This window comes from Cobetia sp. D5, assembly GCF_035666195.1.
In the GTDB taxonomy this organism is placed as follows: Bacteria; Pseudomonadota; Gammaproteobacteria; order Pseudomonadales; family Halomonadaceae; genus Cobetia; species Cobetia amphilecti.
The window spans coordinates 2,190,487-2,204,148 of sequence record NZ_CP142020.1 but is presented as its reverse complement, the minus strand read 5'-3'; the positions used below and the strand labels follow the sequence as shown (position 1 = coordinate 2,204,148).

Here is a 13,662-nt window from a genome sequence, read left to right as displayed (position 1 = left end):
CATTGGTAGTCATTGATAGCGCTTGAGCTGTTGCGCGATCAGGTCAACGAAGCCCTGGCGGTCGATCTCGAACAGCACCCTGGCGTTGTGTGGCTTGCCGGTTAGCTGGTAACGATCGACCACCGTCATGCCCTGGGTATGCTCGCCCTGTGTCTCGACCCCGACCCAGCACTCGACAGCGGTGAACAGCCCAGGCTTCAACAGCCAGGCGATGGTGCAGGGGTCATGCAATGGCGCACCGGTGAAGCCCCACTTGGGGTCGCGGTGGTAGATCATGAAGAAGTCGAGCAACTCGGCGACACACTGGGCGACGGGGTTGTCGATGACGCGGATACGCTCGATATCCTCGTCCATGATCTGCGCCTGATGAGTGACATCCAGGCCGCACATCACGATGGGCAGTCCGGACTTGAACACCATGTCGGCGGCTTCGGGGTCGACGAAGATGTTGAACTCGGCGGCGGGGGTCCAGTTGCCGACCCCTGCCGCGCCGCCCATCAGCACGATGCTGTCGATACGCGAGTGCAGCTCAGGGTAGGCAGCGAGAAACAGCGCGATGTTGGTCAGCGGACCAGAGGGCACCAGCGTGACCTTCTGCTCACAGGTGCGGACCTTCTCGGCCATCAGCTCGATGGCGCTCTGCGTGACGGGGGCAAAGCCGGGCTCTGGCAGCTTGGGGCCATCCAGGCCACTTTCGCCATGCACGTTGTCGGCGATGATCAGCTCACGCGCCAGCGGCTTGGGCGCACCACCGGCGACCGGAATGTCATGCCGCCCCAGCAGGGTGAGTACCCGCAGCGCGTTGTTGAGCGTCTTGTCGGGGGTCTGATTGCCGGCGCTGGTGGTGACGGCCAATACGTCGAGCGCGTCTGAACTCAGGGCCAGAATCAGCGAGATGGCATCGTCGTGGCCGGGATCACAATCGAGAATGATGGGGCGCGGCATGCAGCAATCCTTGTCGTGAGTTGTCTTGTTGTCGTGATTTGCCTCTATGAGCCTTTCCTTTATGCCTGAACGCAAAACGACACGCCATCCTTGCTAAGGGCGTGTCGTCTGTCAGGGCATTCGAGGCAATGTGGCGCGAGTCAATCCGCCTGCTGGGCGCGTGCCTCATTGAGCATCTGCACCAGCACTTCCACCGGCTGGGCGCCGGGTACGTAATACTGGCCGACGATGGTGCTGGGTACCGACTGAATACCGGCGTTGCGCAGCGCTTCCTGCTGGGCGGCGACTTCCTGCTCGCCCGCGTCGGATTCGAGGAAGGCCAGCGCCTGTTCGACGCTCAGATTCTCATCGTGCTGGCTTGCGATCTCTGCCAGCACCTGGCGGTCGCCCACGTCCTTGCCATCGTGGAAGTAGGCGCTGAACAGCGCTTCCAGCAACGGGCGCTCCGCCAGGCCCGCGGACTGCTGGCGCCAGACGATGCGCTGGGCGTCGGTGGAGTTGGGCGTGCGCTCCATCAGGGCGTGGCGGAAGGTGACGCCGCTCTGCGCGCCTGACTGGGCCACCTGCGCATCCAGCTCCGCGCCACGCTCGACACTGCCGAACTTCTGCGCGCGATAGTCGGCGCGCGCCATGCCTTCACGTGGCACCCACGGATTAAGCTGGAAGGGCAGGTAGCTGACGCGCACCTCATCCTTGAAGTCGAGTTGCGCGATGGCGTCATCAAGATGACGCTTGCCGATCCAGCACCAGGGGCAGACCACATCGTAGGCGACCTGGATATCGAGCTGTGACATGGGGATTCTCCTGCTGATCTCTCATGCGCTCTTCAATACAGCGTGAAGGCGCTGTGAGAGCACGTCGAAATGATTTTGAGCAATCGCTCATCAGTGTCCTGCCATCCTAGCGATTTGGGGCGCGGGACGCTACCGAAAACGCCCTGACCGATCATGCGACATGACCGGACAGGGCGTTCGTGTTCAGCGCTTAATCTACAGAGCATCCTGTTCACTGCGTTGGACTCTGCGCCTCAATCAACTCAGCCCCCTGCGCAGATCCGCCAGCGCGCGGATGTCGTCCGGGCCGGTGCGGCAGCAGCCACCGATGGCCGTGGCGCCGGAGGCCAGCCAGCGTGGTGTCCAGCCGGCGAGGTCATGATCGTGTTCATAGCCGTGACCCTCGGCATCTGAGACGGCACAGGCGGCAGACCAGGTCTTGGTAACCGGGTCATAGACCTCGCCGGAGTTCGGGTAGATGACGATGTCCTTGTCGGTCTCGCCACGAATCTCACGCACCAGCGATTCGATGTGCTCAAGCGCGGTGCAGTTGACGCCGATGGCGACCACCTGCTCGTAGTCGGCGATGGCGCGCACGGCGTCTCGGATCGGCGTGCCGTCGCTCAATTCGGTGGCATTGCGCGCGCTGAAGGCGATCCAGGCACGCGCCGTGGGGAAGTCATCGCGCAGCAGATCACACACGGCCAGTGCTTCCTCGGCACACGGCAGCGTCTCCACGGCGAGAATGTCCGGTTTGGCATCGAGCAGCGTGGCGAGACGGGCACGGTGGAAGTCGCGCAGGCCGGTGCGGTCCAGCGCGTAGCCGCCTCGGTATTCGCTGCCATCGGCGAGATATGCGCCATAGGGGCCGACGGAGGCCGCGACCAGCGGCGGGCAGTCCAGACGCTCCGGGTGGGCGGCCAGGTATTCGCTGCGGGCCTGGGCGGCCAGGGTCACGGAGCGCTGGATCAGCGCGCTGGCCTGGGTCTCGCTCAGGCTGCGCGCCATCAGGCCCTCGAGCGTTGCCTGGTAGCTGGCGGTGGTGGCGACATCGGCACCGGCCTCGAAGTAGGCGCGGTGGACATCGACGATCGCCTGCGGATCATCGGCCAGCACCCTGGCCGACCACAGCGAGTCGTTGAGATTGAACCCGGCTCGCTCAAGTTCGGTGGCCAGGGCGCCATCGACGATCAGGAAGGGCTGGCGCGCGGTGATGGCGCTCAGCGGATTGCGGGTGGCATCAGCGGGCATCGAGGGCCTCCTGCGTAGTCAGGGAATTCGCGGCGTCGGCAGACGTGCGATGGGTCAGATAGTGCACCAGATAGCACAACGCCACGAAGGGCACGCCGAAGTAGAGCGCGATGCGCTGGTTGGGATCGAAGGCGATACCGATGCAGGCCAGCGCGCAGAACAGGAAGGCGGCAATCGGCACGACGGGATACAGCGGCGCGCGGTAGGTCAGCTCGCTGGCACTATGGCCGGCCTTCAGCCACTGGCGGCGGAAGCTGAACTGACTGGCGGCGATCGCCATCCACACCAGCACCACGGCCAGCCCGGAAATCGACACCAGCGCCAGATAGAGAGTGTCCTCGGCATACACGCTGGAGAGCAGTGACAGCAGGCCACCGAGCATGGTGATCAACAGGGCGGGCACCGGAATGCCGCGCTGATTGACGCGACTGAACACACGCGGCAGCGTCTTCTGGTCCGCCAGGGTCCACAGCATGCGCGAGGCGGCGTAGAGGCCGGAATTGGCCGCTGACAGCAGCGCGGTGATGATCACGAAGTTCATGATATCCGCTGCATAGGGAATACCGGTGAGCTGGAAGACCGCCACGAAGGGGCTTTCCTTGAGGCCGGCGCTGTCCTGCGGCAACAGGGCGGCGATGACGATGATGGTACCGATGAAGAAGATGATCAGCCGCCACAGGGTCGCGCGAATCGCCAGCGGCACGTTCTTCTCGGGGTTCTTGCTTTCGCCTGCGGCAATGCCGATCAGCTCGGTGCCGGAGAAGGCGAAGCTGACAGCCAGCAGCGTCATCAGAATCGGCATCACGCCGTGATCGAATACCCCCTCCTGCAGGATACGCGTGATGCCCGGCGCCTCGACGTTACCCGCCAGGGGCGTGAAGCCGAACATGGCGGCGGCCCCCACCGCGATGAACACGATCACCGCGGCGACCTTGATCAGCGACAGCCAGAATTCGGATTCGGCGAAGAAGCGCGCCGAGACGATGTTCATGCCGAACACGATCAGCGAGAAGATGGCGCACCAGACCCATGGCTCGACGCCGGGGAACCAGCGCCCCATGAATACGGCGGAGGCGGTGAACTCCGACCCCAGCGCCACCGCCCAGGTCAGCCAGTAGAGCCAGGCCACGGTATAGCCGGTGGCAGGGCCAAGATAGCGGGTGGCGTGGGCGCTGAAGGCGCCGGGTTCTGGGTGATGCACGGCCAGTTCGCCGAGACACATCATCACCAGATAGACCACCAGTCCGCCGATCAGGTAGGCGAGTACCGCCCCCGCCGGGCCCGCCTGTTGAATGGTATAGCCGGAGCTGAGAAACAGGCCGGTGCCGATGACACCGCCGAGGGACAACATCACCAGGTGGCGCTGCTGCATGCTGCGTTTGAAGTCGTGGGCGTTGCTGTCAGTCATGGTCGGGGTCACTCGAGGGGCTGCCGATGAGAAAGGTCTCTCCCTGGCAGCCGTCATTCATGATGGCGTGTGGCATGGCGTTAATCGGTCGGTAATACGCAGAAATTCAGCGAATATCATAATTTAATCAATTAGTTACCACAAAAGACTGCTTGGGTTGATTGGCTATATGGTTAGATGGGCAATCAGCTGCGATGCATGTCCTGGCTCAGGGGGTTCATCCAACACAGCGAGCTGCGCTGGAAACGACAACGGCCACCCGAAGGTGGCCGTTGCTTGGCTTGTCTGTCTCAGGACAGGCCGTGGATCAGGCGAGGCTTTCCAGCGCCTTCTCGACGATGTCGAGACCTTCTTCCAGCACTTCCGGCTCGACCGTCAACGGCACCAGCACGCGGATGGAGTTGGAGTAGAAGCCACAGGACAGCAGGATCAGCCCCAGCTCCTTGGCCTTGGCACACACCGCCGCCGTCGCGGCGGGGTCCGGCTTGCCATCGGCATCCACCAGCTCGAAGGCCGCCATGGAACCCTGATTGCGTGAGTGCGCGACATGCGCGAAGCGTTCTTCCCACTGGGCGAAACGCGCGGCCAGTTGCTCGCCCATCTGGGTACTGCGCTCCAGGATGTTCTCCTCGCGGATGACGTCGATGACGGCCAGGGCCGCAGCGCAGGATAGCGGGTTGCCGCTGTAGGTGCCGCCCAGCGAGCCCGGGCCGGAGGAATCCATCACCTCGGCGGTACCGACGACGGCCGACAGCGGCATGCCGTTGGCCAGACTCTTGGCCATGGTCATGATGTCGGCTTCGACGCCGCTGTGCTCCATCGCGAACAGCTTGCCGGTACGTGCGAAGCCGGACTGCACTTCATCGGCGATCAGCAGGATGCCGTGCTCGTCACACAGCTCACGCAGGGCGGTCAGGAAGCTCGGCGAGGCGATGTAGAAGCCGCCTTCGCCCTGCACCGGCTCGATGACGATGGCGGCGGTGCGGTGCGGTGCGATGTCAGTCTTGAACAGGGTGCGGATGGCGTTCAGGGACTGCTCTTCGCTGATGCCGTGAATCGGGTTCGGGTAGGGCGCACGGAAGATATCACCCGGCATCGGACCGAAGTCGTTCTTGTACGGCAGCACCTTGCCGGTCATCGCCAGGGTCATCATGGTGCGGCCGTGGAAGGCGCCGTCGAAGGTGATGACGCCGCTGCGTCCGGTGGCGGCACGTGCGATCTTGATGGCGTTCTCGACCGCTTCCGCGCCGGAGTTGACCAGCAGGGCCTTGCGTTCCGGGCCACGCACCGGCGTCAGCTCGGCCAGCTTCTGGCTCAGTTGCACATACGGCGCGTAGGAGATGACGCCCGCGGCGGTGTGCATGACCTTGTCGAGCTGTGCCTTGACGGCGGCGACGACCTTGGGGTGACGGTGACCCAGGTTGAGCACGCCGATACCACCGGCGAAGTCGATCCAGCGGTTGCCGTCCGCATCCCAGATCTCGGCGTTCAGCGCAGTGTCGGCGAACTGCGGTGTGGCAGTGACGGCACCCTTGGCGACGTACTTGTGCTTGAGGACGTCGAGTTGTTCGTTGCTCAGCTGAGAGTGGCTCATGTCAGGTTCCTTTTCTTGTTGCCGGTGGCATGGCGCGGGCCATGCCACCGATGTGCAGTAAACGTGGTGGGATAACATTGTGGGACGTCCTCTCGAGGCATCGGCGCGATGCGTCGTCGCGAGGCGCCCTCGCAGGATCAGAGGCCGCCGATGCAGACGTACTTCAGCTCGGTGAACTCTTCCAGACCGTGGTGAGACCCTTCACGACCCAGACCGGATTCCTTGATGCCACCGAAGGGCGCGAGTTCTGTCGAGATCAGGCCTTCATTGACGCCGACCATGCCGTATTCCAGCGCTTCCAGCGTGTGCCAGATGCGGCGGTAATCGTTGGCGTAGAAATACGCGGCCAGCCCGAACGGGGTGTCGTTGGCCATCGCGATGGCTTCCTCGTCCTTGCCAAAGCGGAACACCGGCGCCAGCGGGCCGAAGGTTTCTTCAGCCGCGACGACCATTTCCGTGGTGACATCGGCCAGTACGGTCGGCTCGAAGAAGCTGTGACCGAGAGCGTGCTTCTTGCCGCCGGTGACCAGGCGCGCGCCCTTGTTGACGGCATCATCGACGTGGCTCTGCACCTTGCTGACCGCCGCATCATTGATCAGCGGGCCGATGGTGTTGCCTTCGACCAGGCCATCACCGACCTGCATGCTTTCAACGCGTGCCGCGAGCTTCTCGACGAAGGCGTCGTAGACACCGTCCTGGACGAGGAAGCGGTTGGTGCACACACAGGTCTGGCCGGCATTGCGGAACTTGGAGGCGATGGCGCCATCGACGGCCGCGTCCAGATCGGCATCATCGAAGACGATGAAGGGCGCATTGCCGCCCAGCTCCATCGCGGTCTTCTTGACGGTGGAGGCACACTGCGCCATCAACGTCTTGCCCACCGGCGTGGAGCCGGTGAAGGACACCTTGCGGATGCGCGGATCGGTGGTCAGCACTTCGCCGATGGCGATCGGCTTCATGGCGGTGACGACACTGATCAGCCCCTTCGGTAGGCCGGCTTCCAGCGCCAGGTCCGCCAGTGCCAATGCGGTCAGCGGCGTGGCTTCAGCCGGTTTGATGACCACGGCACAACCTGCGGCGATCGCCGGGGCGCACTTGCGGGTGATCATCGCCAGCGGGAAGTTCCACGGTGTGATCGCGGCCACTACGCCGATCGGCTCGCGCAGTACCATCAGACGCTTGTCGGCACCGTGGGACGGCAGGGTCTCTCCAGCCATGCGCTTGGCTTCTTCGGCGAAGAATTCGATGAAGGAGGCGCCATAGGTCACCTCGCCACGCGACTCCGCCATCGGCTTGCCTTGTTCCAGCGTCATCAGCTGGGCGAGATCTTCACGATGCGCCAGCACCAGATCGAACCAGCGACGCAGCAGTGCGGATCGCTCCTTCACCGGCACCTTCTTCCAGGCGTTGCCGGCGGCCTCGGCCGCGGCGACGGCGTCACGAGTGTCATCGGCGCTGACCTCGGCGACACGGGCCAGCTGCTCGCCGGTGGCCGGATTGGTCACGTTGAAGGTGGTGCCGGTCTCGCGGTGCTCGGTACCGATGAGCGCTGGGACGAAGACGTCGCTGCTGGTTTCCGAGTTGACGTAGCGCTTCAGGAAGTCGCTGATCGGGAGGGCGGAACGGGACATGTGAAGCTCCTCTGGCGTTCTGGCGTGCAGGTCATTCATGGAGTGAGCAGCTTGTCGCAAGAGGCGTCAGCTGCTCTCGAGTCGGCTCGAATATCACTGAGTCGATATGGCTGGGCAGGCGGAACAGACTGCCCAGCGGTATAGGTATTGCGTGTTTACTGCGCCGTGAAAGCCGGGGCCATGACACGGTCGCTGTATTCACGGCCGAATTGCTTGAGGGCGATGGCGTACATCACCAGGCCCAGAGCCATCCAGGCGCCGAAGATCAGCCATTCGGTACCGGTCAGCGCGGAAGGGCTACCCGGCAGATACAGGCAGGCCATGCCGAAGGACAGCAGGATGGCCAGCACACCGCACAGCTTGCCGTGGCGGACACGGAACGGACGCGGCATGTCAGGCTCGCGGATGCGCAGGATCAGGAACGAGATCGCGACGAACAGGTAGGCGATGACGATACCCAGTCCGCCGGCATCGACGATCCACACCAGTGCCGGGCGACCGAAGAAGGGCGCGATGCAGGACAGCAGACCGATCAGCAGTACGGCATTGGTGGGCGTCTTGTGTTTCGGGTGCAGTTTGCCGAGGGCGGCCGGCAGCATGCCGGCATGCGCCAGGGCGTAGATGGCGCGCGAGCCACCGATGTAGAAGGCGTTCCAGCTGGTGATGATGCCGGCGATACCTGCCAGGATCATCAGCTTGCTGGCCCATGGCGTGTTGAACAGTGCCTGCATGGCGTCTGGCACGCTCAGGGAGCTGGCGACGAGAGCATCGTGATCCAGTGCCAGGCTGGTGGCCAGGATGATCAGGGCATACCACACCACTGCCAGTACCACGGACATCATCAGCACCTTGCCGATAGCGTTGTAGGGCAGATTGATCTCCTCGGCGGCCTGGGGGATGACATCGAAGCCCACGAACAGGAAGGGCACCAGCACCAGTACCGCGATGATGCCGGCCGTCACGCCACCCTCAGACTGGGTGAACAGCGGCGTCATGTTGGCGGCATCCCCCTCGAACAGGGCGCCGGTCACGAAGAGGACACCGGCGATCAGGATCACCCCGGTCACAACCTTCTGCAGCAGCGCCGCGGTGGTGATGCCGACGTAGTTGATGGCCATCATGGCCAGTGAACCACCGACCCCGACGGCGACCCAGGTGGCCTTGACGTCCCAGCCGGCGATGGTCCACATGTGGCCGACGGCATAGCCGGGCGCGAGGTTCTCGATGACCGTGGGCAATGCCACCGCTTCGAAGGACACCACGCTCAGGTAGCCGAGAATGATGGTCCAGGTGCACAGGAAGGACGAGAAATGCCCCATGGCACGGTAGCTGTAGACGTGTTCGCCACCCACCTTGGGCATGGCGGCGGCCAGTTCGGCATAGGTCAGGCCGATCAGCACGACGGCAATGCCGCCGATGATGAAGGCGATGATGGCACCGATGCTTCCGGCATCCTGAATCATGCCGCCGGTCAGGACGATCCAGCCCCAGCCGACCATGGCACCGAAGGCAAGGGCCAGAACGTCGCCGCGGGCGAGGACTCTGACAAGTTGTTCTGCAGGGGGAGTTGTTCGGGTCATGGGGGATGCGTCCGAGTCGATCTTGGAATTTGTTATATGGCGGTGCCGGACCTGAAGATGTCTTTCGTGCGCGTCTGCTGCCCTCTGCCAAAGGTGCTGGCGGGTAAGCAGGTGCAAAGTCAGTCCTGTTGCTGGCTGAGGCTTGTGAAAAATTCGCTCCTGTCGACATCGCAGGAGCGATCCAGCCATCGTAGGCTGTGAGCATCAGTCAGTAGGCAGCGCCTGAGGAACACGCTATCAGCGCCCACTGTCCAGGCGAATAGACCAATTGCGCGTTTGACTGGACCAATCAGCTGGGGCTGCGGATAATCAGAGCTGAATGGGCGTTGCGCGCCGGCCCTGAAGCGCGTGGCTGACGGGAGTGGGACAGCCTCGAGGAGCTGCGTGACACCATATCGACAACGACAACGGGAGACCGGGATGGAACTGGCCGCGCTGGAGCCGCTGATCGAATGTTACCGCCGCCAGTCCGAGACGCTGGGCAAGCAGGTGAGGCTGGAGCAGGCGTTGCTCGAGATGATTCGTGAGCAGTGGCCGGTGGGGGTACGGCTGCCTCCGCATCGCAAGCTATGCGATGCGCTGGGCGTGGCGCGCAATACGCTGGCCTTGGCGATCAAGTCGCTGATCGAGGAGGGCTATCTGCACACCGGGCAGGGCCAGGGCACCTGGACGCGCCGCCCGCATGCCGCGAGACCCGGCAGTGCCTCGCCCGAGGCGCCTGCGCCACTGCCACTTTCTCGCCGTGCTCGCCGAGTGCTGGGGGGGCAGGGTGCCAGCTTGATACAAAGTGGCGCCTTCGTGCCGGGCATCCCGGACATCGCGCGCTTTCCGATGCGCAAGTGGCGTCAGCTATATGCCAGTGTGACGGTGCCCCACAACGCGCTGCTGCTGTCGTATTCCAGTGGTGGCTATGGCCCGCTCAAGCGGGAGATTCGGGACTTTCTGCGCCGCTGGCGTAACATCGATTGCGATACTCAGCAGATCATCATCACCGAGGGCACCCACCACGGCATCGAGCTGTGTGCGCTGGCGCTGGCGGACGCCGGCCAGCAGGTGGTGATGGAGTCTCCCTGCTACTGGGGGGCACGCAATGTCTTCCTGGCTGCCGGACTCGAGACCCGGCAGATTCCCTGGCGGCCGGTGAACGATACGACGAGTCATACGACAAATGAGTCAGGACACGACCTCGCCTCGCTTGGCGAGGGGCCGGTGCAGATCGCCTATTTCACCGGCTCGCATCACTATCCGCTGAGTGTGCCCACCTCGCGGCGTGACAAGCTGGCGCTCTGCGAGGCCTGTCAGCCCGCCTATATCCTCGAGGATGATTACGAGTTCAGCGGTGATGATCATGGCGAGTTGCTGTTTGATCCCGATTCCGGCAATCGCCTGCTGGTGGGCTCGTTCTCCAAGCTGATGTTTCCTGGCCTGCGGCTGGGCTATCTGGTGGTACCGCGCGCGCTGGCCGGGCCGATGAACCGTCTGCGCAGTGAGGTGTTCCGCGAGGGGCGAATGCTCGATCAGGCGGTGCTGGCGCAGTTCATCGCCGATGGCGATCTGGACGCCTGGTATCAGCGCATCCAGCGCGATTATCTGGGCCGGCAGCAGGTAGTGCATGACCAGCTGTGTCAGGTGAAGGGCGTGATCAGTGTCTCGCCGCCATCACGCGGTATCAGCCTGTGCGTGCAGTTTGCCCCCGAGGTCGACGACAAGCGCGTCGCGCAACTGATGGTCAAGGAGCACCTGATCGTGCGGCCGTTAAGTCCGGTGTGTAGTGCCAATGATTCGCGTCGTGGCCTGGTGCTCGGAGTGGGTATGTTGGCGGGAGATAGCCTTGTCAACGAGGTGGCGCGCCTACGGCGCACGCTGGAGAGCATCCTGAGCATGCGCGACAGCCGTTTGGGTGGCACCCCGCTGGGCGGCACTCCGCTGGGCGGCACTCCGCTGGGCGGCTCCCCGCTCCGCTAGTCCTGACGGGTATGACGACACTCGCTGTCGTGATCCTGTGGCCTGCGGACGGGCGTGATTGCTGACCACAGGATAGGTACGCCCGGCTTCAGCGAGGTTCGGCCTTGCCGAGATCGGGACGCATGCGCGCGACATCTTCGGCGCTCATTGTCGCCTCGAGCTGGTTGCCGAAATGGCTGCGCAGGTGATTCACCACATCGGCGATCTGCTTGTCACTCAAGGTGTCGCCGAAGCCAGGCATGCCGCGCAGGCCATTGAGCACCACATCAACGGCATAATAGGGCGTGCGCAGGCGTTCATTGCCGACGAAGGACGGGAAGGTGCCGGCACTTTGAGCGCCTTGACCATCTGCCATGTGGCAGGCCTGACACAGGGTCTCATAGACTGCCTTGCCGCTGCTGGCGGAATAGCCCTTGGTGTCGGCAAACCACTCCTCCCAGCGCGGGTCCACCTCCTGGCTGCCGGACGTGACGGGCGCACTGATAGTGCCTGTCTTCCCCGTTGCCTCGCCGGTGGCTTTCAGGGTGCCCTTGCTGGCGCCTGGCCTGGAGCTGTCCTCGGCGGTCTTGTCAGTCGAGTTGCTGGCGCCTTCTCGGGAAGGCCCGCCAGCACCGCTTTCGGGTGTCTTTTTCGCCCCTTGTTCAGGCTTCTGGTCCGGGGGTGCCGTGGTGTCCTGGCGGGAGTCTGCCTGACTCACTACCCACGGCGGCGTGAGACGGTGATGTTGCATGCTGTCGTTCGTCGCTGCGGCGGCCGATACCGTCAGGGCCGTGGTGGTCAGACTCACCGCGCCCAGAGCACAGGCCATCACGCTGCTACGCCATCCCATGGTGGCGAATTTCGTTGCTTGCCTGGTTGCGCCCTTCGCCGATGAACCGGTGTCGTGGAAGATCAACTTGGCCCCCTCAGGCGCTTGCCTTGTGCTCGGTGGCTTTCTCGTGCAGACGTTGGCTGGCATCCATGCCCGACAGAATGGCGCCTTCCTGCCAGGCAGGGATGTAGGAGCAGTGCTCGCCGGCCAGCACCAGTCGATGATCGATCTCGCACAGTGTCTCGTAGTGTGCCGCACGCAGTTCATCGGTCCACAGGCCGTAGCAGCCCAGTGACCAGGGGCTGCGATGCCAGGACCACGAGACCCCGCTCAAGAATTCCTCTTCATACTGGGGGTGGATCTGTTTGCCGTAGGCCAGCGCTGCCTTGATGCGTTCCCTGGCGGTCAGCGTGGACATCGTGTAGCTGTTGGGATCATCGAAGGTGTAGGCAGCCAGCAGGACCGCCGGGCCATCACTGAAGTAGTCGTAGGCCGGATAGGAGATGGTGGTGATTGGCAGGTCGGTGAAGGTAATACCCCCGAAGATGCTCTCGTCCTGTTCCCAGAAGCGACGCTTGAACTCGAGACCTGTCTTGGTGGAGCTGCCATAGGGCACTGCGGCGATGGCCTGACGCAAGGCCGGCGAGGCATCCACCGGAATCTGGCTGAGGATCGACAGCGGAATGTTGCACACGCACCAGTCGGCGCTGCGCGTCTTGATGTCGTCCGGCCGGCTCGGGTCGATGTAGTGCACGGTGACCTGAGTCTCGGACTGTTCGATGCGCACCACCTGGGCGCGATATTCAATCAGGTCCCCGACCTCGCGCGCGAAACCCTTGGCGATCTGATCCATGCCGCCCACCGGCTCGAAGATGGTGTGCTGGTACTCGTTGTTGAAGTAATCCAGCAGCAGCCCCCACAGGCCGGAGTGCAGCAGCTCCTTGAAGTCCAGTGGCTTGCTGGGCGACGGCCTTGGCATCAGGCCGCCGGCAGGCCAATGCTCGTAGCCCCGGAAGCGGCTGGCCTTGAGGCTTTGCTGATACTGGTGATCGCCGGTCAGGCGGCCCCAGTCATCCAGCTGGTCGAGCAGAGACTCGCAGTCTTCCTCCGTCAGCACTTCGTCCAGTGCACGTTGGTCGGTGGCCTTGGCCAGCAGCTCCGAGGTGTAGCCGTGTATATCGGTCAGCACTTCCCGTACCCGCTGTGGCTTGCCCTCAAAAGCGTTCTGCGCGTGCACATAGGCGTTGTAGTTGAGCTGGATGAAGGGTTCTAGCTTGACCCCGAATTTCTTGCAGTAATGCAGCACACCGTAGTGGTGATAAGGCACCCGCCACGGGCCGACATTGATGTAGTTGCCAGGTGAGAAGTCGCAGTGCTGTGTCTCGCCGGAAAGATCAGTGACCGTATCCCCGGCGTGGAGCGTGAAGCAGCGCCCGCCGGTCCGCTCGCTGTATTCCAGTACGCTGACGTCGTAACCCGCCTTGCGCAATTCGTAGGCCGCCGTCATGCCCCCGAGGCCGGCCCCCAGCACCAGAACGCTGTCACCCTTGGGGGCCTGTGAGAGATTCAATTCACCGGTGAAGGTCGAGGCCTTGGCAAGGCCCATGGAGGACATGGCGGAATACAGTGCGCTCGCACCAGCGGTTCTGCCGATCATGGTCAGCAGGTCGCGACGTGTCATGAAAGGAGGCGTAGGCATGAGAA

At 63.5% G+C, this 13,662-nt stretch carries 10 protein-coding genes; 1 reads left to right on the top strand and 9 read right to left on the bottom strand.

The features are described 5' to 3' along the window. Nucleotides 1-9 precede the first annotated feature (9 nt). From rihA to U0O11_RS09150, 7 genes are all read right to left on the bottom strand, one after another. Complete coding sequence (gene rihA / locus U0O11_RS09180; protein ID WP_324689527.1) at nt 10-945, bottom strand: pyrimidine-specific ribonucleoside hydrolase RihA; 936 nt, start codon at nt 943-945, stop codon at nt 10-12. Between the two features lie 140 nt (nt 946-1,085). After that, a complete protein-coding gene (locus tag U0O11_RS09175) occupies nt 1,086-1,739 on the bottom strand; it encodes a DsbA family oxidoreductase (RefSeq protein ID WP_324689526.1) in 654 nt (217 codons plus the stop codon). 237 nt (nt 1,740-1,976) lie between these two features. Beyond that, nucleotides 1,977-2,969, bottom strand: a complete 993-nt coding sequence (gene mmuM, locus U0O11_RS09170) for a homocysteine S-methyltransferase (RefSeq protein ID WP_324689524.1) — start codon at nt 2,967-2,969, stop codon at nt 1,977-1,979. Then, complete coding sequence (locus tag U0O11_RS09165; protein ID WP_324689523.1) at nt 2,959-4,377, bottom strand: amino acid permease; 1,419 nt, start codon at nt 4,375-4,377, stop codon at nt 2,959-2,961. The genes mmuM and U0O11_RS09165 overlap by 11 nt, the downstream gene beginning before the upstream one ends. 307 nt (nt 4,378-4,684) lie before the next feature. Further along, nucleotides 4,685-5,971: a 4-aminobutyrate--2-oxoglutarate transaminase gene (gene gabT / locus U0O11_RS09160; RefSeq protein ID WP_442872624.1), complete on the bottom strand. Its 1,287-nt coding sequence runs from the start codon at nt 5,969-5,971 to the stop codon at nt 4,685-4,687. A gap of 137 nt (nt 5,972-6,108) precedes the next feature. Further along, nucleotides 6,109-7,602, bottom strand: a complete 1,494-nt coding sequence (locus U0O11_RS09155) for an NAD-dependent succinate-semialdehyde dehydrogenase (protein ID WP_324689521.1) — start codon at nt 7,600-7,602, stop codon at nt 6,109-6,111. A 155-nt stretch (nt 7,603-7,757) separates the two neighbouring features. Next, on the bottom strand, nt 7,758-9,182 hold the full coding sequence (locus U0O11_RS09150; protein WP_324689519.1) for an APC family permease: 1,425 nt from the start codon (nt 9,180-9,182) through the stop codon (nt 7,758-7,760). A 420-nt stretch (nt 9,183-9,602) separates the two neighbouring features. On the opposite strand from U0O11_RS09150, the gene U0O11_RS09145 reads away from it, so the two are divergent. Next, entirely contained in the window at nt 9,603-11,147 is a 1,545-nt protein-coding gene (locus tag U0O11_RS09145; protein WP_324689518.1) for an aminotransferase-like domain-containing protein, read from the top strand. 88 nt (nt 11,148-11,235) lie between these two features. On the opposite strand, the gene U0O11_RS09140 is transcribed toward U0O11_RS09145, so the two are convergent. Together U0O11_RS09140 and U0O11_RS09135 are read right to left on the bottom strand one after the other, a co-directional pair. Continuing rightward, nucleotides 11,236-11,976, bottom strand: coding sequence for a c-type cytochrome (locus tag U0O11_RS09140; RefSeq protein ID WP_324689516.1), 741 nt, complete (start codon nt 11,974-11,976; stop codon nt 11,236-11,238). 76 nt (nt 11,977-12,052) lie between these two features. After that, nucleotides 12,053-13,657: a flavin monoamine oxidase family protein gene (locus U0O11_RS09135; RefSeq protein ID WP_324689514.1), complete on the bottom strand. Its 1,605-nt coding sequence runs from the start codon at nt 13,655-13,657 to the stop codon at nt 12,053-12,055. Between the last annotated feature and the right edge of the window lie 5 nt (nt 13,658-13,662).

Bases quoted from the DNA above. Each gene is read 5' to 3' on its own strand.
- gabT (WP_442872624.1), bottom strand. From the start codon at position 5,971: ATGAGCCACTCTCAGCTGAGCAACGAACAACTCGACGTCCTCAAGCAC.
- U0O11_RS09135 (WP_324689514.1), bottom strand. From the start codon at position 13,657: ATGCCTACGCCTCCTTTCATGACACGTCGCGACCTGCTGACCATGATC.
- mmuM (WP_324689524.1), bottom strand. From the start codon at position 2,969: ATGCCCGCTGATGCCACCCGCAATCCGCTGAGCGCCATCACCGCGCGC.
- rihA (WP_324689527.1), bottom strand. From the start codon at position 945: ATGCCGCGCCCCATCATTCTCGATTGTGATCCCGGCCACGACGATGCC.
- U0O11_RS09165 (WP_324689523.1), bottom strand. From the start codon at position 4,377: ATGACTGACAGCAACGCCCACGACTTCAAACGCAGCATGCAGCAGCGC.
- U0O11_RS09175 (WP_324689526.1), bottom strand. From the start codon at position 1,739: ATGTCACAGCTCGATATCCAGGTCGCCTACGATGTGGTCTGCCCCTGG.
- U0O11_RS09155 (WP_324689521.1), bottom strand. From the start codon at position 7,602: ATGTCCCGTTCCGCCCTCCCGATCAGCGACTTCCTGAAGCGCTACGTC.
- U0O11_RS09145 (WP_324689518.1), top strand. From the start codon at position 9,603: ATGGAACTGGCCGCGCTGGAGCCGCTGATCGAATGTTACCGCCGCCAG.
- U0O11_RS09150 (WP_324689519.1), bottom strand. From the start codon at position 9,182: ATGACCCGAACAACTCCCCCTGCAGAACAACTTGTCAGAGTCCTCGCC.
- U0O11_RS09140 (WP_324689516.1), bottom strand. From the start codon at position 11,976: ATGGGATGGCGTAGCAGCGTGATGGCCTGTGCTCTGGGCGCGGTGAGT.